Below are 22,020 nucleotides of genomic sequence, written 5' to 3'. Positions count from 1 at the left end.
CCCGGCTCAGCTTAGATCCCTACTTCGAAAAGCCCAGCACGTCCTGCATGTCGTAGAGGCCGGGCGGCTTTCCCTTCACCCAGACGGCGGCGGCGATGGCCCCGCGCGCGAACAGGCCCCGGTCGATGGCCGAGTGCGACAGGGTCAGGCTCTCGGACTCGCCGGCGAAGATCACGCTGTGCTCGCCGATGATCCCGCCGCCGCGCACGACCGAAAAGCCGATCGCGCCCTCCTTGCGGGGACCGGTGACGCCGTCGCGGCCGCGGTCGGCGACCTGGCCCAGGTCCACGCCGCGCCCTTCGGCGGCGGCTTCGCCCAGCATCAGCGCCGTGCCGGAGGGGGCGTCGATCTTGCGCTTGTGGTGGGCTTCGAAGACCTCGATGTCCCAGTCCTGGGCCGGCAGGGCGGCGGCGGCCTGACGCACCAACCCCATCAGCATGTTGACGCCCAGCGAATAGTTGCCCGAGCGGACGATGGCGACCTTCCGGGCGGCGTCGTCGATGCGGGCCAGCTGGTCGTCGGAGAAGCCGGTCGAACCGATGACCAGGGCCGGGCCGCCCCCATTCTTCTTAAACAAGACGGCGGCCGCCTCGGCTAGCAGCACCGAGGCTTCCGGCAGGGTGAAGTCGATCACGGCGTCCGTCGTCGCCAGGGCCTCGTCGCGTGAGACCAGACCGGCGCCATCCACGCCCGGACGTTCGAAGCGCGCGGTCACGACCGCGTCGGCGCGGCCCTCCACCGCCTTGGCCACGGCCTGGCCCATGCGGCCGTTGGCGCCGGCGATCGCGATCTTCACGGGCTGGGACAAGTCAGGCTCCAGTACAAAATGTACTTGAGGCAAATCGCCCAATCCGCCCCCTCGGGTCAACCTCTCCCGGGCTTCCCGAACGTCAGCGAAGTTGACGCAAGGCCAAGTCCAACAAGCGTTTGCTGGGATTTTCGCGTCCTTCCCCGGTTGTGACGCTCGGCGCCCCTCGCTACGGTGATCCCACATAAGGGCGTGTTCGCATCGATCGGCGCGTCCCTTCTTCAACTTGCGCAGCAGGAATGGGAAACGCCGGATGAGCGACGCGGAACGCAAGACCTTCACGGACGAGGAGGCCCTGGCCTTCCATCGCTATCCGACCCCCGGCAAGATCGCCATCGTGCCGACCAAGCCGATGGCCACCCAGCGCGACCTGTCGCTGGCCTATTCGCCCGGCGTCGCCGTGCCCGTCCACGCCATCGCCGCCGATCCGGACCTGGCCTACGAATACACCTCCAAGGGCAACCTGGTGGCGGTGATCTCCAACGGCACCGCGATCCTGGGCCTGGGCGACCTGGGCGCCCTGGCCAGCAAGCCGGTGATGGAAGGCAAGTCCGTCCTCTTCAAGCGCTTCGGCGACGTCGACAGCATCGACATCGAGATCAGCTCCAAGGATCCCGACGAGATCATCACGGTGGTCAAGAACATCGGGATCACCTTCGGCGGCATCAACCTGGAGGACATCAAGAGCCCCGAGTGCTTCCGCATCGAGACCGAGCTGCAGGAGCTGCTCGACATCCCGGTGTTCCACGACGACCAGCACGGCACGGCGATCATCTGCGCCGCCGGCCTGATCAACGCCTGCCACATCACTGGCAAGAAGCTGGAGGACGTGAAGGTCGTGCTGAACGGCCCCGGCGCGGCGGGCATCGCCTCGCTGGAGCTGATCAAGGCCATGGGCGTGCGTCCCGAAAACTGCATCGCCGTCGACTCCAAGGGGGTGCTCTACCAGGGCCGCACCGAGGGCATGAACCAGTGGAAGAGCGCCCACGCGGTCAAGACCGACAAGCGCACCCTGGCCGAGGCCGTCGCCGGCGCCGACGTGCTGCTGGGTCTGTCGGCCAAGGGCGCCTTCACGCCGGAGATCATCGCTTCGATGGCCCCCAACCCGGTCATCTTCGCCATGGCCAATCCCGATCCGGAGATCACGCCCGAAGAGGTGCACGCCGTGCGTCCCGACGCCATCATGGGCACCGGCCGCAGCGACTATCCCAACCAGGTCAACAACGTCCTGGGCTTTCCCTACATCTTCCGCGGCGCGCTTGACGTTCGCGCCAAGCGCGTGAACCACGAGATGAAGATCGCCTGCGCCCAGGCCCTGGCCATGCTGGCGCGCGAGGACGTGCCGGACGAGGTCGCCGCCGCCTATCACGGTCGCCAGCTGAAGTTCGGCCCCAACTACATCATCCCCTCGGCCTTCGATCCGCGCCTGATCTGGTACGTGCCGCCGTTCGTGGCCCAGGCGGCCATGGACACCGGCGTGGCCCGCAAGCCGATCGCCGACATGGACGCCTATCGCGCCGGCCTGGCCCAGCGCCTGGATCCGACGGCCGGCTTCCTGCAGAAGATCTCCGGCTCGGTGCTGGCCAATCCCAAGCGCATCGTGTTCGCCGAGGGCGAGGACCCCAGCGTCATCCGCGCGGCCTATGCCTATCAGACCGGCGGCTACGGCGCGGCCATCCTGTGCGGCCGCGAGAACCTGGTGCACGAGAACATGAAGCTCGTGGGCCTGGATCCGGAGACGGCGGGCCTCGAGATCGTCAACGCCCGCCTGTCCGACCGCAATCCGGACTATGTCGACGCCCTCTACGCCCGCCTGCAGCGCCAGGGTTACCTGAAGCGCGACGTCCAGCGCCTGATCAACCAGGACCGCAACAGCTTCGCCGCCTCGATGGTCACGCTGGGCGAGGCCGACTGCATGGTCACCGGCGTCACCCGCAGCTTCGACCAGGCCCTGGAAGAGGTGCTGCGCGTCGTCGACCCCGCCCCCGGCGGCCGGATCATGGGCATGTCGGTGGTGCTGGCCAAGGGCCGCACGATCTTCGTGGCCGACACCAACGTCACAGAGCTGCCCGAGGCCGAGGAACTGGTCGAGATCGCCTGCGAGGCCGCTCGCGCCGTCCGCCGCCTGGGCTTCAAGCCGCGCGTGGCCTTCATGAGCTATTCGACCTTCGGCAACCCGATGGGCCTGCGCTCGGAAAAGGTGCGCGAGGCCGTGGCCATGCTCGACGAGATGGACGTCGACTTCGAATACGAGGGCGAAATGCCGCCCGAGCTGGCCCTGGATCCTGAAAAGCGGGCCAACTATCCGTTCATGCGCCTGACCGACAGCGCCAATATCCTGATCATGCCGGCCATCCACGCCGCCTCGATCTCGACCAAGCTGGTGCAGTCGCTGGGCGGGGCCACGGTGATCGGCCCTGTGCTGCTGGGCCTGTCCAAGTCGATCCAGATCGCCCCGCTGTCGGCCTCGGTGTCCAAGATCCTGAACATGGCGATGATGGCGGCCTACGACCAGCCGGAGGAGGAAGTGGCTGACTAAGCTTCGCCGGGCGCCTCCGCGTCAGGGCGTCACAGGGCCTTTTGGGCCTGTCTGGCGTACCCATCTTGTTCTCGTCGGCAACAGTAAGCCGACGCGTAAGCCCTCCGGCCGGCGTCATCCCCTTGCGACGCCGGCCGGCCCTTACGCGACAGCGCCCCCGGTCGCGGGAGGGTTCACGGGGATAGAGGGCGTTGTATCCCCGGCGTTGGCGGCGTCGAACCCCACGAAATCAACAACTTCCCACTTTTATACGCCCCTGAATGATCCGCGTTGAATCCGCCGCGATACTCAATGCGTCCCCGTCGCGGGGGAGGGCGTTTGGATCCGGCCCAAAACGGCGGCGGGGATAGGTTGAGCGGGGCCGCTGGCGGTTCCTGGAGGCTCGAAAGTCGCCCCGTCCGTACTCTTCAGGCGGATCGGTTGGCGAACGGGCGGTCTCCGGGATCAAAGCCATCAGCGGAGCGACAGGGCGGTGATCGTACAAGCCGCCTATCGTGGACCGTCGGGCTGGAGACGGATGTAGCCGATCCAGTTGGTCCGCGCCCGTCCGGGGGCTAGTGGGGTCCCGAGCTGAAAGACGCTCACGCCCCCCATCCTCACGGGCAAGAACAGCCTGGCGGAGCGGTCAAGCGAGCCGAAACACAACAAACCTCACGGTCTCCGGGTTCGCCCGGCCGCTCCGTCGCCTCCCCATCCCACTCGCAGCCGCACGGCGCGAGGTCGATGAAACACGTTCCCTCTCCCTGGACGGGGGAGGGGGGTGTCTTCAGAAGCCCAGGGCTTGCATCCTGCCTGCCCCGCACGTAACTCCCCCGCACCATGAGCATTCCCGCCCTTGGGGCCAAGATCTGCGGACTGTCGACGCCCGAGACGGTGAAGGCCGCCTTCGATGGCGGGGCGGCGTTCCTGGGCTTCGTCTTCTTCGACAAGAGCCCGCGCGACGTCGCGCCCGAGACCGCCGCGCGGCTGGTCGAGCCGGCCAAAGGCGAAATGTGGCGCGGTCGCGGCGTGAAGACCGTCGCCGTAACGGTCGATCCCGACGACGCCCTGATCGACCGCCTGATGTCCACGATGCGGCCCGACCTGATCCAGGTTCACGGCAAGGAGACGCCCTCGCGGGTCCGCGAGATCGCCGCCCGCGCCGGCGTCGGCGTGATCAAGGCCTTCTCGGTGTCGTCCTCCGCCGATGTCGACCAGGCCACGGCCTTCGATGGCGTCGCCGAACACCTGATGTTCGACGCCAGGCCGCTGGAAGGCTCCGCCCTGCCCGGGGGCACAGGCGCACGGTTCGACTGGGGACTGCTGGCCGATCGGCGCTTTTCTCGCCCGCATTTCCTGGCCGGCGGCCTCGATCCGTGGAACGTGGCGGACGCGATCCGGGTCTCCGGAACCCCGCTGGTGGACGTTTCCTCTGGCGTGGAGCGCGGTCCGGGCCTAAAGGACCCGGCTCTGATCGCGGCGTTCCTCGACGCCGTCAAACGCGTCTAGCCTTTGGTGAGCTCTTGAACGCCCCCGCAAAGCCTAACGACTGGTCGGCCTATCCTGACGCCAAGGGCCGCTTCGGCGACTACGGCGGCCTCTATGTGGCCGAGACGCTGATGCCGCTCGTGCTGGAGCTGGACCGCGCCTACACGGAAGCCAAGAACGATCCGAGCTTCCAGAACGAGCTCAAGGGCTACCTGACGCACTATGTCGGCCGGCCCAGCCCGCTCTATTTCGCCGAGCGCCTGACCCGCCACCTCGGCGGCGCGAAGATCTATTTCAAGCGCGAGGAGCTGAACCACACCGGCGCGCACAAGATCAACAACTGCATGGGCCAGATCCTGCTGGCCCAGCGCATGGGCAAGACCCGGATCATCGCCGAGACCGGCGCGGGCCAGCACGGCGTGGCCAGCGCCACCGTCACGGCCCGCTTCGGCCTGCCTTGCGTGGTTTATATGGGCGCGGTCGACGTCGCCCGGCAGAAGCCCAACGTCTTCCGCATGAACCTCTTGGGCGCGGAAGTCCGCCCGGTGACCTCGGGCGCGGCGACCCTCAAGGACGCCATGAACGAGGCGATGCGCGACTGGGTCACCAATGTCGACGACACCTATTACATGATCGGCACCGCCGCCGGCCCGCATCCCTATCCGGCCATGGTTCGGGATTTCCAGGCGGTGATCGGCACCGAGACCCGCGAGCAGATCCAGGAAATGGAAGGCCGGCTGCCCGACGCGGTGGTCGCCTGCGTCGGCGGCGGCAGCAACGCCATCGGCATGTTCCACCCGTTCCTGGCCGACGAGAGCGTCAAGATCTACGGCGTCGAGGCCTCGGGCCACGGCCTGGAGACCGACAAGCACGCCGCGTCCCTGACCGGCGGCCGTCCGGGCGTCCTGCATGGCAACAAGACCTATCTGCTGCAGGACGAGGACGGCCAGATCCTGGACGCCCACTCGATCTCGGCGGGCCTGGACTATCCGGGCATCGGTCCCGAGCACTCGTTCCTGCACGACATCGGCCGGGCCCAGTACCTGACCTGCACCGACGACGAGGCCCTGAAGGCCTTCCAGCTGTGCGCCGAGCTCGAGGGCATCATCCCGGCCCTGGAAAGCGCCCACGCGATCGCCAAGCTGCCGCAGCTGGCCAAGGAGATCGGCGAGGGCGGCGTGATCGTGCTGTGCCTGTCGGGCCGGGGCGACAAGGACATCTTCACCGTGGCCGACGCCCTCGGGCGGACGATCTAGGGTACAGACCGCTTGACCAAAGACCGCATCGACCGTCGCTTCGCGGCGCTGAAGGCCGAGGGCCGCGCCGCTTTCGTGGCTTACGTCATGGCCGGGGATCCGGACGCGGCGACCGCGCTCGAGATCGTCAAGGGCCTGCCGGCCGCCGGCGCCGACCTGATCGAGCTGGGCTTTCCATTTTCGGACCCGATGGCGGAGGGGCCGACCATCCAGCGCGCCAGCCAGCGCGCCCTGGCCCAGAAGATGACGCTGAACGGGACGCTGGACATCGTCCGCGCCTTCCGCGAGGGCGACCAGGACACGCCGGTCATCCTGATGGGCTATCTGAACCCAGTGCTGAACCGCGGCTTCGAAAGCTTCGCCGTCGCCGCCGCCAAGGCGGGCGTCGACGGCCTGATCATCGTCGATTGTCCGCCCGAGGAAGCCGATCCGCTGACGGATGCGCTGGAGGCCGAAGGTATCGCCCTGATCCGTCTGGCGGCGCCGACCACCGACGATGCGCGCCTGCCGATGGTGGTCCGCCGCACCTCGGGCTTCGTCTACTACGTCTCGGTCGCCGGCGTGACCGGGGTGAAGTCGGCCGACGCCGCCGATGTCGCGCCCGCCGTCGAGCGGCTGCGCAAGGCCTCGGGCCTGCCGGTCGCGGTGGGCTTTGGCATCCGCACCCCTGAGCAGGCCGCCGCCGTCGCCCGCGTGGCCGACGCCGCCGTGGTGGGCTCCGCGCTCGTCGACGAAATCGAGTCCGCGGCCCAGTTGAACGAAAACGTGACCGAGAAGGTTCTTCTCAAGGCGTCGGAGCTGGCTAAGGCTGTGTGTTCGGCGCGAGTCGGGACGAAGTGAGGCTCTAAGGCTATGGCTATGGCTGAACCCCAGGACCCGAAAAAGGGCGACAAGAAAGTGGCGACGGACCGCCGAGGCGGCTGGCTGTCGCGGATCGCGCCGGGCGTGCGCGGCGCGTTCGCCAAGCGCGAGACGCCCGAGAACCTCTGGGTCAAGTGTCCCGACACGGGCGAGATGATCTTCCGCTCCGACCTGGAGGCGGCCCTGTGGGTCACCCCGGCCGGTCGCCACATGCGGATCGGGCCCGAAGCCCGCTTCAAGTTCACGTTCGACGACGGCCAGTACGAGGCCCTGCCGACCCCGTCGGTCGCCGAGGATCCGCTGCATTTCTCGGACGGCAAGCCCTACAAGGATCGCCTGGCCGCGGCTCGCAAGGCCACCGGCGAGCCCGACGCCATGGCCATCGGCTATGGCAAGGTCGCCGGCGTCGACGCCGTGGTGCTGGTCCAGGACTTCGCCTTCATGGGCGGTTCGCTGGGCATGGCCGCGGGCGAGGGCTTCATCGCCGCCGCCAAGGCCGCGCTCGAGCGTGAAGTCCCGATGATCGCCTTCACCGCCGCCGGCGGCGCCCGGATGCAGGAAGGCGCGCTGTCGCTGATGCAGATGGCCCGCACGACCCTGGCCATCAACGAGCTGAAGGACGCGGCCCTGCCCTATGTCGTGGTCCTCACCGACCCGACCACCGGCGGCGTCACCGCCTCCTACGCCATGCTGGGCGACGTTCACCTGGCCGAGCCGGGCGCCCTGATCGGCTTCGCCGGTCCGCGCGTCATCGAGCAGACCATCCGCGAGACCCTGCCGCCGGGCTTCCAGCGCTCGGAATATCTGGTCGAGAAGGGCATGGTCGACCGCGTCACTCACCGCAAGGACCTGCCGCAGGTGCTGGGTTCGATCCTGGGCACCCTGATGATGGGCCGCAACCGCAAGGCGGCTTGAGCTCGAACTTGGCCGAGCATCTCCGCGCTCACGACGCCGCGCTCGAGCGGCTCAAGGCGCTGCATCCCAAGCTGATCGACCTGTCGCTGGACCGGATGCGGCGGCTTTGCGCGGCGCTGGGCGATCCGCAGGACCGCCTGCCGCCGGTGATCCACGTGGCCGGCACCAACGGCAAGGGCTCGACGGTCGCCTATCTCCGGGCCATGGCCGAGGCGGCCGGGCTCAAGGTCCACGTCTTCACCTCGCCGCATCTGGTGCGCTTCGCCGAACGGATCCGCCTGGCCGGAACCCTGATCACCGACGCCCATCTGGCTGATGTGCTGGACCGTGTCGAGGCCGCCAACGCCGGCCTGCCGATCACCTTCTTCGAGATCACCACGGCCGCCGCCTTCGTCGCCTTCGCCGAGGTTCCGGCCGATCTGTGCATCGTCGAGGTCGGGCTGGGCGGCATATTGGACGCCACCAACGTCATCCAGAGGCCGGCGGTCTGCGTCATCGCCCCGGTGGACATCGACCATCGCGAGTTCCTGGGCGACACCATCGCCAAGATCGCCGTCGAAAAGGCCGGGATCATCAAGCCGGACGCGTCGGCTGTCTCGGCCCGCCAGCATGGCGAAGCCGAAGACGTGCTGGAGACCACGGCCGCCCTGGCCGGCGTCGAACTGACCCTGATGGGCCGCGATTTCGACGCCTGGAACGAGCGGGGCCGGCTGCTGGTCCAGATGCAGGACCGTCTGCTGGACCTGCCGGCTCCGTCCTTGCTCGGCGAGCACCAGTTCGCCAATGCCGGCCTGGCCGTCGCCGCCCTGCTGGCGCTGGCCGATCCCCGCATCGACGAGGCGGCCATGGGGCGGGGGATCGCAAGCGCGGTCTGGCCGGCCCGCTTCCAGCGCCTGACCGCCGGCCCGCTGGCCGAGCGCGCCAAGGCCGCCGGGGCCGACCTCTGGCTGGACGGCGGCCACAATCCGCACGCCGGCCGCGCCGTCTCCCGCGCCGTCGCCGATCTGGCAGCCCGCGACGGCCGGCCGGTGGCGCTGATCTCGGGCCTGCTGGCCAACAAGGACGCCGCCGGCTTCTTCGGCCCCTTCCGGGGCGTGGCGGCCAAGGTCTTCACCGTCACCTTCGAAGGCGCCGCCGCCGCCAGCGCCGCCGATACGGCCGCCGCCGCCGAGCTGGCCGGCCTGAGGGCCTGCGCCTGCGACTCGGTCGAGGACGCCCTGGACCGGGCCCTCAAGCTGGAGCCGACGCCCCACGTCCTGATCTGCGGCTCGCTCTACCTGGCTGGCGAGGTCCTGGCGATGAGCCCAGAGACTTGGCCGACCTAAAAGCGTAAGGCTGAGCCCACGCCGATAGGGCGGCGCGGCCCGCTGGACATCCTCGGCGAGCGCACCCGTCCTGGCAGGAACCGCCGATGGCCAAGGGTCAGAAGAAGTCGAACAAGGAAGTCCGCAAACCGAAGGCCGAAAAGAAAGCCCCTCCGGTCTCGGTCTCGCCGTTCATCGTGACGCCCAAGAAGTAGGCCGACACGAAAAACGCCCGCCCCGGAGACCGGAGCGGGCGTCTTCAATTCAGCCGCGAAAGCCGCTTAGGCCGGTTGAACGCCGGCTTCGTTCAGCCATTCGAGGATCTTCTGCTTGGGCATGGCGCCGACCTTCATCGAGGTCATCTGGCCATCGCGGAACAGCATCATGGTCGGAATGCCGCGAACGCCGTAGCGCGACGGGGTCGTCGGGCTGTCCTCGATATTCACCTTGGCGACGGTGACGACGTCGGCCAGCTCTTCCGAGATCTGCTCCAGGGCCGGGGCGATCTGCTTACACGGACCGCACCACTCGGCCCAGAAGTCCACCAGCACGGGCTTGCTGGCCTTCAGGACGTCGGATTCGAAGGTGGCGTCGGTCACCACAACGGTGCTCATGGCTTGCTCCAGTCTGGCGTCACGCGTTCGGCGCGGAGGACGCGATAAGGTCAATGTGCCCGGATTCGTTCCGAGCGCTCGCAGCAGATGTAGGAGGACGGAGCGCGTCCGGCAACGGCCTTAGGTCAGTCGCGCCAGAGCCTGGGCCATCACCTTTTCTGGAACCGGCATCAGCTTGGGGCCGTCCGTCCATACCAAAGCCGCTTCGACCGTTCTGCCGGGGAACACCTCTCGCAGTACGGCGGCATAGACCGCCATCTGGGCCAGATAGGCCGGGTCGGCGTCCTCGATCCGGTCGGGCGAGGGGCGATTGGTCTTGTAGTCGACCACCAGCACGCGACCTTCGTCGACCACCAGCCGGTCCACGCGACCCGAGACGGCCAGCCCTTTCGGCAGATGGGCGCTGGTCCCCGCCAGGGCGACCTCGGCGCGAGAGCCGGGGCCGAACACGGCGGCGAACCGCGAATCATCCAGCACGCCGAAGGCGGCTTGGGCCATCTCCTCACGCTGCGCGTCGGTCAGGTCGCGTTCGGCGGTCAGCAGGCGTCGGGCGGCGGTGGCGCGTTGGTCCGGCGCGACCTCGGGCAGCAGCTGCAGCAGCTTGTGGACGATCTCGCCCCGCCGGTAGCGGCCCAGGCCCGAGACCCTGGCCAGCGGCGAGGGGGCCGGGACGCGGGCGTTGTCCTCGATCCGCGACGGCGCGGCGTAGCGGGCGGCGGCGGGCTCCGGCGGCGCGTCGACCTTGATCCAGGCCGGCGCGGACGCCGAATCGCGGACGGTATCCTCGACGCGCGGGGCGCTGACCGGATCGGGACCGAAGCGCAGGAAGGCTGTTTCATCCTCGCCAATTGACCGCACCTCCGGGGCGATGTCGGCATGCCCGAAGGCGGCGCGGGCGGCGGCGTACCAGCCGCCGACCTTGTCGTCCTTGGTCCGGGCGTCGATGCGGCCGCACAGGATCAGCCGGTCCCGGGCGCGGGTCAGGGCCACGTACAGCAGGCGCAGGGCCTCCTGACTTTCCTTGTCCTCGCGCAGTTTGCGAGCGCGCGCCGAGGCGTCGCAGTCGCCCTTGCCGCTGGCGCACCACAGCAGGCCGCCATCCTCGGTGACCAGCAGCGGTGAACCGCCGGCCCCGCGCTTGACCGTGGTCTCGGGCAGGAAGACGATCGGCGCCTCCAGGCCCTTGGAGCCGTGGGCGGTCATCACTCGCACCTCGCGCCGGGCGCCCTCCATCTCGCGCTTGACCACGATGTCCAGCGCCGCGAAGTCGGCGACCAGGGCCTCGAGGTCGCGCACGCCGCGCTGCTCGGCCTCCATCACCTGGGCCAGGAACTCGTCGAGCGCCTCTTCGGCCTCGGCCCCCAGGCGGGTCAGCACCTTGGCGCGGTGCGAGCGGCCGGTGGCGTCGGCCAGGCCCAGCCAGCCAGCGAAGAACTCGAATGGCTGGCGCTTGCGGCCTTCCGTAAGCGCCCAGTCCAGCACGGTCCGCGCCGTGGTCCATTCCGGACGTTCCTCGGCCCGGCGGCGCAGTTCGGCCCACAAGGTGGCCCGGCGGCCCTTGGCCAGGGCGTAGACGTCCTCGTCGGTCAAGGCGCAGAACGGCGACTTCAGCAGCGCCGCCAGGGTCAGGTCGTCATCCGGGAACAGGATGAATCGCCCGAGCGCCAGCAGGTCCTCGAAGGCGATGTGGCTGGACAGCGACAGCCGGTCAGCCCCCGCCACCGGCACGCCCCGTCGCTTCAGGGCCCGGATGATCTCCTCGAACAGCACCTTGCGGCGGCGAACGAGGACGAGAATGTCGCCGGCGTGGGCGGCGCGGTGGCGGCCGATCTCCTTGTCGAACACGGCGTCGCCGCGCTCCAGGATCGCTTTCGTCTCGGCCGCGATGGCCTCGGCCAGGCGGCGGTTGGCGCTACGCTCGCCTTCCGAGTCGACGGGCGCCTCCCAAGCCTCGCGCTCCTCGCCCGGCAGCTCGCGGGTCAGGGGCCAAAGATCGACGCAGCCAGGATGGCCGTGGCGAAACAGCTCATGGCGGACAAGGTCCTGGCCCACGGGTGGCGGCACCCCCTCGCGGGTCTCGGGATCGGAGAACAGGGCGTCGACGAAGCTCAGCACCTCGCGGGTCGAGCGATATGACACCGTCAGCGGCACGCCCTTGCCGACCGCGCCGACGGCCTCGATGCGGGTGATGTAACCCTGCGTCTCGACCAGTAGTCTTTGCGGGTCAGCGCCCTGGAACGAATAGATCGACTGCTTCTCGTCGCCGACCACGAACAGGGTCCGCTCGGCCCGGCGACCACTCCAGCCCTCCGACGTCTCGCCGACGAAGAAGTCGGCGGTCAGGGCGGACAGGATTTCCCACTGCTCCGGCGCGGTGTCCTGGGCCTCGTCCAGCAGGATGTGATCGATGCCGCCGTCCAGCTTGTAGAGCACCCAGGCGGCCTCGACTTTTTCGGTCAGCAGTACGCGGGTCTTGTCGATCAGGTCGGTGAAGTCCAGCGCGCCGCGGGCGTCCTTTTCGATCCGGTGGGAGGTCACATAGAGCACCGCCAGCCGCAGGGCGTCGGCGGTGTCCTCGGCCACCTTGGCGGCGCGGACCCGTTCGCGGGCGGCCTCCAGCTTGGCCTGGTCAAGCAGCAGGGCCTCCCGAAGGCCCTCGCGGCTCTTCAGGCCCGAGGTCTTGCCCGGCCAGGTCGCCGGCGCGCCCTCGCCGCCCTCGGTGAACAGGGCGCGGAGGGCAAGATCCAGCGTGGCGTCCGGATCGCGGGCCACGGCGGCCAAGCCTTCCGCGTACTTGGCGTCCTGCTTGCCGCCGCCATCGAAGAGCACCGTGGCCGCCGCTCGCCAGGCGCCGAGGTCCAGCCGCGCCATGGCCTGGGCCGCGAGGTCGCCGGCCGAGGTCGGCGTATCAAAACCGCAGCGCTCCCAGGCGTCAGCCACGGCTTCGGACAGCCCGCCGCATCGCGCCACATAGGCCATGATCTGGCCGCGTCGGGCCTCGAAGCCCGCGAACATGTTCTCGAAGCTCTGGAAGTCCAGCGCCACGGAGAAGCGGGCGTAGGCCTCCGAGAATGCGTCTTCGTGCGTATCGACCCATTGGGCCGTGGCGCGGCGGGCGGCGCGGGCGATGGCGGCGCCCGCCTGGTCGTCCATCACCGTGAAGCCGGGCGAGACCCCGGCCTCCAGGGGGAAGCGCCGCAGCAGCTTTTCGCAGAAGGCGTGGATCGTCTGGATCTTCAGGCCGCCCGGCGTTTCCAGCGCCTTGGCGAACAGGGCGCGGGCGTCCGACAGGCCCTTGGCGTTGTAAGCTGCATCCGTTTCGCCCACGAGCTTGATCAACTCGGCCCGCAGGTCGGCGTCGCTGGTCACCGACCATTTGCCCAGCCGCTCGAACAGGCGGCGCTGCATCTCGGCGGCGGCGGCCTTGGTGTAGGTCACGCAAAGGATCGCCTGGGGCTCGACCCCGGCCAGCAGCAGGCGCGCGACCCGGTCGATCAGGGTCTTGGTCTTGCCCGAGCCGGCATTGGCGGTGACGAAGGCCGAGATCGTCGGGTCGGCCGCGATGCGCTGATGATCGGGCGCGCTCATTCGCCGTCCCCGTCGTCGCCGCTGGTCGACCATTCGAACACCCGCGCCAGGTGGGCGTAGTCGCCGGGATGCTCCTTGACGAACTGCGGCGCGACCCGCGAGCGGTAGGGCTCTGTCGGATCGTCATAACGGGCGATCAGCGTGGAGAGGCCCTCCAGCGCCTTGGCGGCGGCGGCGCTGCTCTCCTCGCCGGCCAGGGCGCGGACCTGCTCCTCGCCAGCGGGGCGGCGGCCCGTGACGCGGACATAGGTCAGGTCGCCGGGCGCGGGGCTGCCCAGGTCGGGGAACCCGCCGTGCATCAGGATCGCCGCCGTCAGGGTCAGCTGCGGCGAAAAGCCGGTGTCGACCTGCTTCTGCGACGGGGCGGCGCCGGTCTTGTAGTCGAGGATGTGGGCGGTCCCGTCGGCGGTCGGCTCGATCCGGTCGGCCTTGGCGGTCAGGGTGAAGGGGCGGCCGTTGATGCTGAGCGACAGCTCGCCCGCCGCCTCGACCACGACCTTGCGCGCCGTGACGCGGCGATGACGCTCCCAGTCGGCGACCCACAGGGCGGCCTCGCGGGCCAGGGCCTTCTCGCGGGTCAAGGCGGTGGGCGGCATGCCCGCCGCGACCAAGGCGTCGATATAGAAGCGTTCGAACACGCCGGCGGCCTCAAGGGGCACGGCGTCGGGATAGGTCTCGGCGAATGTCTCGAAGGCCGCGTGGATGGCGGTGCCCCGGGCGCGGGCCTCGACCGGCTCGTCGGGGCGTTCCAGCGGATAGAGCTTGAGGATGTCGCGGGCCCAGACGGCGTAAGGGTCGCGGGTCAGGGCCTCGACGCGGGTGACGGCCATCCTGCGCGGGCGGTCCTCGACCGGCGGGGTCGGGGCCGGGCGGCCGATCGGTGCGTAGGGATCGGGGGCGTCGAGGGCGCGGACCCAGTCCAGCACGTCGTCGCGGCGGGGCAGAGACAGCCCTGCGCCGGCGGCCAGGGTCTTCAGCCGCCACAGCCAGCGCGACTCGACGGCCGGCGCGCCGCCGCGTCGCTCGCAATGGACCAGCACCACGTCTGGCGCGCTGGCGGCCTGGGCGAAGTCGTGGGCGGTCAGGCCGATCTTGCGCTCGGGCGGCGGCAGGCCCAGGCGCGAGCGCATCGGCCGCGACAGGAACGGGTCGATCGGCGCGCCCTGCGGCCAGACGCCTTCCTCCAGCCCGGCCAGCACCAGGCGGTCGGCGCGAACCAGGCGGGCCTCGATGGCGCCCAGGATCCGCAGACGCGGATGGGTGGCGCCGCCGACGCGCACGGTCTCCTCGTTGACCAGCCGGTCGAGGATGTCGGCGAAGGCCTGGGGCGAGGCGTCCGGCAGGGGCTCGCCGTCCTGGATCAGGGCGGCCATCAGGGCGCCCAGGCACTCGCCCGCGCCACCGGCCCACAGGCGACTGACCGCGATCAGGCCTTCCAGCGCCTCGACCAGGGCCTGGGCGGCCCGGCAAGGCGGAGCGAAGCCGTCCGCATAGGGCCCTGCGGCGTGGTCGACGGCGGCCAGGACGCGGTCGCAAAGCGCGAGGGCGTCTGGCGCGTCCCTCAGCCGGGCGCGCAGCACCTCGGCGGAGCCCGGCGCGGCGCCGCGCAGGCCCTTGCGTTCCAGCATCGCGGCGGCGGGCGCCTCGTCCTCGCCCAGAACCAGGGGGTGCTTGGCGAAGGCCAGCAGGCGGACCGGGTTCAGCGGCTCCTCGACCAGCCGCGCCAGGTGCAGGGCCAGGATCGCCGAGCCGGCTGCGGCCAGAGGCGCGCCGGCCGAGCTGTCGGGGATCACGCCCCAGCGTTGCAGGCGGGTCATCACCCGGCGGGCCAGGGTCTGGTCGGGCGTGACGAGGGCGGCGGTCTTGTCCGGCGTCTCCAGCGCCTCGCGCAGCAGCAAGGCGCAGGCGCCGGCGGCCTCCTCCTCGGCGCGCGCGGCGATGACCGAGAAGCCGGTCAGGCCCTCGGCGACGGGGTCGAGGTCCGGGGCCTCGGCGCGCAGGGCGGCGATCTGGGCCAGCCAGTCGGCGGTGGCCTCGGCCGGACGCAGGGCCTCGTTGACGATCCGCCGCCGCCAGCGGCCGCGGCTGTCGACATCGGGAACCCAGGCGCGGACATCCGAACGCGCGACGCCGGCGCGGTCCAGAAGGCGCTTCATCGCGCCTTGCGGATGCTGCTCGCCCTGGGAGCCTTCGATCTGGGTCCAGGCGCTGTCGGCCAGGTCCTCGTCGAGGCCTGGCAGCACCACGGCGCCCTTGGGCGCGGCGGCGATGACGCGCAGCAGGTCGGCGGTGGCGGGCGCGGTGCCAGTCGAGCCGGCGGCGACCAGCACCTCGGTCGGCGGATTCTCGGCCCATTGTCTTTCCAAGGCCCGCAGCAGCTTCACCCGGCGCTCGGAGACGTCGATCAGGCCCAGGGTTTCCAGGCGCTCTGGCCAGGCGGTCAGCACGCCCTTCAGGAAGCGGGCCGAGACCTGCCAGTGCTGGGCCAGGTCGCCCTCGGCCAGGCCGTCCAGCTTGTCGGCGAACGGAACCTCCTCGATCTGACAGCTGTCGAGGAAGTCGGACAGGGCCTTGGCCAGTTCCAGGGCCTGAACCGGGCCGGGCTTGAACGACAGCTTGTCGCCATGGTCGATCACCAGCCGCGCCAGCTCGAACCGGCGGCGACGCGACGATATGGCTGGCGGAAAGTCGAGGGACAGCTCACCGGGTTCGAAGGGCGGCTCGCCTTCGTCCAGGTCGCCCAGCGGTCGGATCTGCGGCAGCAGCAGCGCCCGACCGCCGCCGACCGCCAGGAAGGCGTCGGCCAGGGCGCGGGCGCCGCGGCGGGTCGGGGTCAGGACGGTGGCGCGGGGCAGGGCCTCGGGCCCCAGCGGCTCCAGCGTGTTCAGTAGACCGCGCGCCAGGTCATCGACGAACGGCCGATGGGCGGGGATCGAGAACCAGCGCGGCCCCGGTCTTTCGAAGAAGGGGGCCGGTCCGCTCATCGTTCGGCCAAATCGCCTTGGGAGAGCCTGGCTTCGGCCGCCAGCCTGGCGTCGGGATCGCCGACGTGCATCCACAGGCCATCAGGCGCGACGCCGTGGACGCGGTGGTCGGCGGCCAGACGTTTCCATAGGGGCAGCAGAGAGAAAGGGCCTTCCGGCCCGTCGGCGGTGATGGTCGGCTTGCAGATATGGACGCCGACATAGACCAGCGGCGCGGTCTCGCCGGGATTCTTGAAGCGGACGACGCCGTCTTCGAGGAACACGTCGCCGCTGTCGTGGAAGCCTAGTGAGGCCGAGGTCGAGGCCAGCATCAGGCAGACGTCCATCGTCTCGGGGTTCCAGGCGGCGGCCACGGCGTCGATGGCCGGACCGGCGTGCTCGATCCACACGGAGTCGATATTGGCCACGAAGACCGGACCCTCACCCAGCAGCGGCAAGGCGTGCTTGACGCCGCCGCCCGTCTCCAGGGCCTGAGGCCGCTCGTCGGAGATGACGATCTTCGGGCCAAGCCCCTTGGCCTGGCGAGCCTTGAGGTGAGCTTCGACCAGATCGGCGAAGTAGTGGACATTGACCACGGCGGTCTCGACCCCGGCGGCGGCCAGGCGGTCCAGCATGTGGTCGATCAGCGCCTTGCCGGCGACCTCGACCAGGGCCTTGGGCCGGTCGTTGGTCAGCGGGCGCATGCGGGTGCCGAGGCCGGCGGCCAGCACCATCGCGACCTTGGGCCCAACGGGGGGAGCGCTCATCGGCGGCCCTCGGCGGGAACGTGCTGGTCGAACCAGGCCTTCAGGCCGGCCAGCGCCGGATCGTTCAGGTTCCGCTCCAGATAGCGCCAGGTGCGCGGCATGAAGGCCTCGTACTGACGACGGCCCAGCAGGGCCTGGCGGGCGAAGACCCGGCCCAGGATGCGGGCGGCGTTCGAGGCGGCCAGGGCGCGGTAGTCGGCGATGAAGGCCTCGCGGTCGACTTGCGGCCGGGCGGCCAGATAGCGGTCCAGCATGGCCGCTTCCAGTTCCGGCGACACGTCGCGGCGGGCGTCCTGCAGCAGGTGGGTCAGGTCCCAGGCGGGGTGGGCGCGCAGGGCGTCCTGGAAGTCCAGCAGGCCGACGCGGGCGACGCCGTCGCGCTCGGGCAGCCACAGCAGGTTCTGGGCATGGTAGTCGCGATGGCTGAAGACGCTGGCCCCGGCCTCGCCGCGCACCCAGACGGGCGCCCACAGCGCGCCCCACGCGGCGACGGCCTCGGGGCTGAAGGCCGGAAGGCCGGCGAACTGGGGCCACCATTCCAGGAAGGTGTCGGTGGCGTATTTCAGGGCCAGGGTGTCGTAGGTCAGCAGCGGCCAGCGGATCTCGTCGACGGCCAGAACGTCCGGAGGCGTCTCGGCGTGCAGGGCCACCTGCAGGTCGACGGCGGCCTCGTACAGCGGGCGCTCATCCTGGCCCTCCCCGATCAGGGTAGCGTAGAGGCCGTCGCCCAGGTCTTCCAGCACTGCCAGGCCCTGAGCGACGTCGTAGGCGAAGATGCGCGGGGCCGAGAGACCGCGGCGGCGCAGATAGTCGGCGGTGGCGACGAAGGCGGCGACCGAGCCGGCGGCCAGGCGCGCGGCGGCGTTGTAGCCCAGGGCCAGGCGCTCGGCGTCCGTCGCGCCCGGCGGGCAGACGACGCTTTCCAGCGCCGGCGGCTGGTCCATGAAGATGAAGCTGGGCCCGTCCTCATCTGCGTTCTTGGCGCGGTGCAGGCGTTCGTACGACCGCGTCGAGGCGTCGCCGCCCAGGCTCTCGCGGCGGACGTCGCCGAAGCCGTGGGTTTCCAGGAACGCGGCCTTCGCCACTTCTCTCTCAGAACTCAAGATCACGTCCCTCGAAATCGCCGTGCCGTGTGATGACGGCGCGCCGCGCGTCGCCGTCGAGGGCGATGTCTATATCGAGCCGAGTCGCGGGCAAACGCCCTTCGAGCCGTTGGGGCCATTCGATCAGGGCGACGCCGCCGTCCAGGGCTTCGTCCAGCCCGATCTCATAGGCCTCTTCGGGATCCGACAGGCGATAGAGATCAAAGTGGGCGAGGGGGAAGCCGGCTGTTTCGTAGAACTGCACCAGCGTGAAGGTCGGGCTGGGCACCTCCTCGTCCGGCGTCGTCAGGGCGCGGATCAGGGCGCGGGCCAGGGTCGACTTCCCCGCGCCCAGCGGACCGGTCAGGCACACGGCGTCGCCCGGGCGCAGGGACGCGGCCAGCGCTCGGCCCAGCGCCTGAGTCGCGGCCTCGTCGGGCAGGTGGAGGATATTCATCCCCCTCCCATAGCGCTTCGCTCCCTCGATGTTGAGAGGCGCAAGGCCCTTCCCCTTGAGGCGCTCACGCGCTAACCGCAGTCCCCGATGCCGACTTCTCTTCGCACCGCCTATCGCGAGCGCCTGGCTCTGGGCGAGATCCGGCCCGACGTGGCCCAGGCCGCCGCCGTCGACGCCCTGTCCCGGCTGGAAGCCGATCTCGACAACGCCGGCGAGCCCGGCTTCTCGCTGTTCGGCCGCAAGCCCAAGAGCCAGCGCGGCGTCTACCTCTGGGGTCCGGTCGGGCGCGGGAAGTCCATGCTGATGGACCTGTTCTTCGACAGCGCGCCGATCAACAAGAAGCGCCGCATCCACTTCCACGCCTTCATGGCCGAGGTCCACGCCGACATCGACGCGTGGCGCAAGGGCGATGCCGTAACGCGCAAGGCGCGGTTCGGTCAGTCCAGGGGCGATGATCCGATCGCCCCGACCGCCGAGCTGATCGCCACGAACGCTCGCCTGCTGTGCTTCGACGAACTGCAGGTCACCGACATCGCCGACGCCATGATCCTGGGGCGGCTGTTCGAGGCCCTGTTCGCGCGGGGCGTAACCCTGGTGGCCACCTCGAACCGGCCGCCGGACGACCTCTACAAGGACGGCCTCAACCGTCAGCTCTTCACGCCGTTCATCGCCATGCTGAAGGACGCCATGGACGTCGTGGCCGTGCGCGGGCCGGTCGACTTCCGCCTCGACCGCTTGCGGGCGGCCCGGACCTGGCTGGCCCCCAATGACAAGGCCAACCAGGACGAGTTCGAGCGGCTGTGGACCGACATGCTGGACGGCGGGGCCGAGACGGGCGCGACGCTGGAGGTGCTGGGCCGCAAGATGCGCCTGCCCCGCGCCGCCGGCGGCATGCTGCGCTCGTCCTTCGCCAGTCTGTGCCAGCAGGCCCTGGGGCCGCAGGACTACCTTGCCGTCGCTGAGCGGTTCCACACCATCTTCCTGGAAGACGTGCCGCGCCTGACCCCCGCCCGGCGTGACGCGGCCAAGCGGTTCAACACGCTGATCGACGCGCTCTACGAAGCCGACGCCAAGCTGGTGGCCCTGGCCGACGCCGAGCCGGAACAGCTCTATCCCGAAGGCGATGGATCCTTCGAGTTCGAGCGCACGGTCTCGCGCCTGCAGGAAATGCGTTCGGCCGACTATGTGGCGCGGGTGCGGGACTAGGAGAATATCATGAGCGTCAAGGATCGGGTCCGCGTCCGCGAGACCAAGCTGCTGTCCGACAACTGGTACGTCCTGAAGACGACCACCTTCGACTGGAAGCGGCGGGACGGGACCTGGCAAACCCAGCATCGCGAGCACTACGACCGGGGCAATGGGGCGGTGCTGTTGCCCTACAATCTGGAAAGCCGGACGGTGCTGCTGGTCCGGCAGTTCCGCTGGCCGGCCTTCGTCAATGGCTATGACGATCTGCTGATCGAGGCGGCGGCCGGCCTGCTGGACAACGCCGAGCCGGAGGTTCGCATCCGCGCGGAGGTCGAGGAGGAGCTGGGCTACCGCCTGGGCGACGTGCGCAAGGTGTTCGAGGCCTTCATGAGCCCAGGCTCGGTGACCGAGATCCTGCACTTCTTCGTCGCCGAGTACGATGCGGCCATGCGGATCGGCGACGGCGGCGGCCATCCTGACGAGGGTGAGGACATCGAGGTTCTGGAGCCGACCATCGACGAGGCCCTGGCGATGATCGCCGACGGCCGCATCCGCGACGCCAAGACCATCATGCTGTTGCAGCACCTGGCCTTGACGGTGTTCAAGGCTTAGCGGGACCGCGGATCCGGGGAATTAGCCGAAGTCCCGCGCAAGCGGCACGTCGAACCGGACGAACAGACCGGCCGGGCTGTAGTCGGCCGCGATCGCGCCGCGGAGTTCGCCGGTAATGCTGCGCTCGATCAGACGTGAGCCGAACCCGCGTCGGGTGGGCTGACAAGCTGGCGGGCCGTCGAGCTCGCGCCAGTCAAAGACGAGACGCTGGTCATCGCGCACCGACCAGGCCAGCGCCAGTCGGCCGGCGTTCGACAGGGACCCGTACTTGGCGGCGTTGGTGGCCAGCTCGTGGAACACCATCCCCAGCGACAGGGCAACGCGCGCCGGCAGGTGGACATTCGGGCCGTCCATGACGATGCGCTCCGGGCCATAGGGTCCGAGTTCCTGGATCAGGAGCTGGCGTAGTCCCGCGCCGGCCCACTGGCTGTCGGTCAGGGCGTTGTGCGTCTGGGATAGGGCCAGCAGCCTGGCTTCGAACGCGGCGGCGAAGTCCTCGGGCGTCGTGGCGCCGCGCAGGGTCTGCTGGGCGATGGCCTGGACCGTGGCCAGGGTGTTCTTCACGCGGTGGTTCAGCTCGTCCAGCAGCAGGCGCTGGCGTTCGTCCGCCTGGACCTGATCCGTCATGTCCACGCCCTCGACGAAGACGCCCGAGGCCGTCCCGTCCGCCTCGATGATCGGCTGGTAGACGAAGTCGAGATAGCGCTCTTCCAACGCCGCGTCGGGGTTGCGCTGCAGGGCGATCTTCACGCGCCGGCCGACGAACGCCTCGCGGGTCGCCAAGACCTGATCCAGCAGATCGATGACGCCTTGGTCGACGATCTCCGGAAGCGCGGTTCGCACCGGTAGGCCGGTAACCTCTCGGTGGCCGATCAGCTGGGCGTAGGCGTTGTTGGCGAGGTCGAAGACGTGATCTGGGCCGCGCAGCACCGCCATGAAGCTGGGCGCCTGCATGAAGAGATTGCGGAGCTGCCGGCTCTGGGACTGCACGGCTTCGGCCCGCCGAAGAACTTCGTCGCTCAGCATGGTCGTGGATCGCGCGCCGAAGGCCGCGTCCTTGAGGCGCTGGATCGCGGTGACGTCCTGAGTGTGCTGTAGAATATAGCGGGTCGCGCCGGTCTGGTCGGGGATCGGCGTGTGGGTGGCGCTCCAGAGGCGGTCCTCGAAGCCGCCGCCCAGATGGGCCGGTCGTTCGATCGCGTAGTGGATCAGCGGCAGCTCGGTCACTTCGCCGCGGTCGCGGGCGTGGGCCAGGGAGGCTTCGAGCTGGGCCCGCGTCTCGCCTTCCGAGGGGAAGGCGTCGAAGATGTTGCGCCCTTCCAGCTCGTCCCAGCCGCGCTGCAAGGTGCGCAGATAGGCGCTATTGGCCGCGACATATCGAAAGTTACGGTCCAGCAGCATGTAGGGCGAGGGAATGCGATCGAAAATCTCGCCGAAATCGATCGGACCCGTCATGCGCACGCCTTGCTCCCCTCCCTAAAGCGACAGACCGTAACGCAACCTTGGCCTTGGGGGTTCCTTAACCCACCGAGGCCGTGTGGAAACGCGTCTTCCAAGCCGGTGAACACAAGGCCGGGCAAGCGCTTCGCGTGACGATGA

General features: G+C 69.7%; 17 protein-coding genes. 9 read left to right on the top strand and 8 right to left on the bottom strand.

What is annotated here, in order from left to right:
- Positions 1-19: 19 nt before the first annotated feature.
- The gene (dapB, locus tag AC1RJ9_RS25825; protein WP_492841212.1) at positions 20-808 is read right to left on the bottom strand and encodes a 4-hydroxy-tetrahydrodipicolinate reductase; all 789 of its coding nucleotides are present in this window, start codon (positions 806-808) and stop codon (positions 20-22) included.
- Positions 809-1,061: 253 nt separating this feature from the next.
- Here dapB and AC1RJ9_RS25820 point away from each other — a divergent pair, with 253 nt between their 5' ends.
- From AC1RJ9_RS25820 to AC1RJ9_RS25790, 7 genes are all read left to right on the top strand, one after another.
- Complete coding sequence (locus tag AC1RJ9_RS25820) at positions 1,062-3,347, top strand: NADP-dependent malic enzyme (RefSeq protein ID WP_492841210.1); 2,286 nt, start codon at positions 1,062-1,064, stop codon at positions 3,345-3,347.
- A gap of 819 nt (positions 3,348-4,166) precedes the next feature.
- On the top strand, positions 4,167-4,835 hold the full coding sequence (locus tag AC1RJ9_RS25815) for a phosphoribosylanthranilate isomerase (protein WP_492841208.1): 669 nt from the start codon (positions 4,167-4,169) through the stop codon (positions 4,833-4,835).
- 14 nt (positions 4,836-4,849) lie between these two features.
- A complete protein-coding gene (trpB, locus tag AC1RJ9_RS25810) occupies positions 4,850-6,070 on the top strand; it encodes a tryptophan synthase subunit beta (RefSeq protein ID WP_492841207.1) in 1,221 nt (406 codons plus the stop codon).
- A 12-nt stretch (positions 6,071-6,082) separates the two neighbouring features.
- A complete protein-coding gene (gene trpA, locus AC1RJ9_RS25805) occupies positions 6,083-6,910 on the top strand; it encodes a tryptophan synthase subunit alpha (protein ID WP_492841205.1) in 828 nt (275 codons plus the stop codon).
- A 12-nt stretch (positions 6,911-6,922) separates the two neighbouring features.
- The gene (locus AC1RJ9_RS25800) at positions 6,923-7,846 is read left to right on the top strand and encodes an acetyl-CoA carboxylase carboxyltransferase subunit beta (RefSeq protein WP_492841203.1); all 924 of its coding nucleotides are present in this window, start codon (positions 6,923-6,925) and stop codon (positions 7,844-7,846) included.
- An 8-nt stretch (positions 7,847-7,854) separates the two neighbouring features.
- A complete protein-coding gene (locus AC1RJ9_RS25795; protein WP_492841201.1) occupies positions 7,855-9,171 on the top strand; it encodes a bifunctional folylpolyglutamate synthase/dihydrofolate synthase in 1,317 nt (438 codons plus the stop codon).
- Positions 9,172-9,257: 86 nt separating this feature from the next.
- The gene (locus AC1RJ9_RS25790) at positions 9,258-9,365 is read left to right on the top strand and encodes a hypothetical protein (protein WP_082009057.1); all 108 of its coding nucleotides are present in this window, start codon (positions 9,258-9,260) and stop codon (positions 9,363-9,365) included.
- Positions 9,366-9,431: 66 nt separating this feature from the next.
- Here the strand turns inward: AC1RJ9_RS25790 and trxA are convergent, their stop codons facing one another.
- The 6 genes from trxA to tsaE form a co-directional block, all read right to left on the bottom strand.
- Positions 9,432-9,764 (bottom strand): thioredoxin, encoded by a 333-nt coding sequence (trxA, locus tag AC1RJ9_RS25785; protein ID WP_013077346.1) that lies wholly within the window; start codon positions 9,762-9,764, stop codon positions 9,432-9,434.
- A 120-nt stretch (positions 9,765-9,884) separates the two neighbouring features.
- Positions 9,885-13,352 (bottom strand): double-strand break repair helicase AddA, encoded by a 3,468-nt coding sequence (gene addA, locus AC1RJ9_RS25780; protein ID WP_492841198.1) that lies wholly within the window; start codon positions 13,350-13,352, stop codon positions 9,885-9,887.
- A complete protein-coding gene (addB, locus tag AC1RJ9_RS25775) occupies positions 13,349-16,336 on the bottom strand; it encodes a double-strand break repair protein AddB (protein ID WP_492841196.1) in 2,988 nt (995 codons plus the stop codon). Before addB ends, addA begins: the two co-directional genes overlap by 4 nt.
- On the bottom strand, positions 16,333-17,082 hold the full coding sequence (gene murU, locus AC1RJ9_RS25770; protein ID WP_492841194.1) for an N-acetylmuramate alpha-1-phosphate uridylyltransferase MurU: 750 nt from the start codon (positions 17,080-17,082) through the stop codon (positions 16,333-16,335). Before murU ends, addB begins: the two co-directional genes overlap by 4 nt.
- Entirely contained in the window at positions 17,079-18,185 is a 1,107-nt protein-coding gene (amgK, locus tag AC1RJ9_RS25765; RefSeq protein ID WP_492841192.1) for an N-acetylmuramate/N-acetylglucosamine kinase AmgK, read from the bottom strand. The genes murU and amgK overlap by 4 nt, the downstream gene beginning before the upstream one ends.
- Positions 18,175-18,621 (bottom strand): tRNA (adenosine(37)-N6)-threonylcarbamoyltransferase complex ATPase subunit type 1 TsaE, encoded by a 447-nt coding sequence (gene tsaE, locus AC1RJ9_RS25760; protein WP_492841190.1) that lies wholly within the window; start codon positions 18,619-18,621, stop codon positions 18,175-18,177. Before tsaE ends, amgK begins: the two co-directional genes overlap by 11 nt.
- An 87-nt stretch (positions 18,622-18,708) precedes the next feature.
- Here tsaE and zapE point away from each other — a divergent pair, with 87 nt between their 5' ends.
- Positions 18,709-19,827 (top strand): cell division protein ZapE, encoded by a 1,119-nt coding sequence (zapE, locus tag AC1RJ9_RS25755; protein WP_492841188.1) that lies wholly within the window; start codon positions 18,709-18,711, stop codon positions 19,825-19,827.
- 9 nt (positions 19,828-19,836) lie between these two features.
- Positions 19,837-20,421, top strand: a complete 585-nt coding sequence (locus AC1RJ9_RS25750; RefSeq protein ID WP_492841186.1) for a GDP-mannose pyrophosphatase — start codon at positions 19,837-19,839, stop codon at positions 20,419-20,421.
- 21 nt (positions 20,422-20,442) lie between these two features.
- Here AC1RJ9_RS25750 and AC1RJ9_RS25745 read toward each other — a convergent pair whose 3' ends face one another.
- On the bottom strand, positions 20,443-21,876 hold the full coding sequence (locus tag AC1RJ9_RS25745; RefSeq protein WP_492841184.1) for a sensor histidine kinase: 1,434 nt from the start codon (positions 21,874-21,876) through the stop codon (positions 20,443-20,445).
- Between the last annotated feature and the right edge of the window lie 144 nt (positions 21,877-22,020).

This window comes from Caulobacter sp. GW822-FHT07D08 (genome assembly GCF_058798735.1).
The sequence above is the reverse complement of the archived record's forward strand: the minus strand, read 5'-3'. Positions and strand labels throughout refer to the sequence as shown.

Excerpts from the sequence above, each read along its gene's own strand:
- AC1RJ9_RS25820 (WP_492841210.1), top strand. The coding sequence starts at position 1,062 with ATGAGCGACGCGGAACGCAAGACCTTCACGGACGAGGAGGCCCTGGCC.
- AC1RJ9_RS25815 (WP_492841208.1), top strand. The coding sequence starts at position 4,167 with ATGAGCATTCCCGCCCTTGGGGCCAAGATCTGCGGACTGTCGACGCCC.
- AC1RJ9_RS25800 (WP_492841203.1), top strand. The coding sequence starts at position 6,923 with ATGGCTATGGCTGAACCCCAGGACCCGAAAAAGGGCGACAAGAAAGTG.
- AC1RJ9_RS25790 (WP_082009057.1), top strand. The coding sequence starts at position 9,258 with ATGGCCAAGGGTCAGAAGAAGTCGAACAAGGAAGTCCGCAAACCGAAG.
- trxA (WP_013077346.1), bottom strand. The coding sequence starts at position 9,764 with ATGAGCACCGTTGTGGTGACCGACGCCACCTTCGAATCCGACGTCCTG.
- addA (WP_492841198.1), bottom strand. The coding sequence starts at position 13,352 with ATGAGCGCGCCCGATCATCAGCGCATCGCGGCCGACCCGACGATCTCG.
- addB (WP_492841196.1), bottom strand. The coding sequence starts at position 16,336 with ATGAGCGGACCGGCCCCCTTCTTCGAAAGACCGGGGCCGCGCTGGTTC.
- murU (WP_492841194.1), bottom strand. The coding sequence starts at position 17,082 with ATGAGCGCTCCCCCCGTTGGGCCCAAGGTCGCGATGGTGCTGGCCGCC.
- tsaE (WP_492841190.1), bottom strand. The coding sequence starts at position 18,621 with ATGAATATCCTCCACCTGCCCGACGAGGCCGCGACTCAGGCGCTGGGC.
- zapE (WP_492841188.1), top strand. The coding sequence starts at position 18,709 with ATGCCGACTTCTCTTCGCACCGCCTATCGCGAGCGCCTGGCTCTGGGC.
- AC1RJ9_RS25750 (WP_492841186.1), top strand. The coding sequence starts at position 19,837 with ATGAGCGTCAAGGATCGGGTCCGCGTCCGCGAGACCAAGCTGCTGTCC.
- AC1RJ9_RS25745 (WP_492841184.1), bottom strand. The coding sequence starts at position 21,876 with ATGACGGGTCCGATCGATTTCGGCGAGATTTTCGATCGCATTCCCTCG.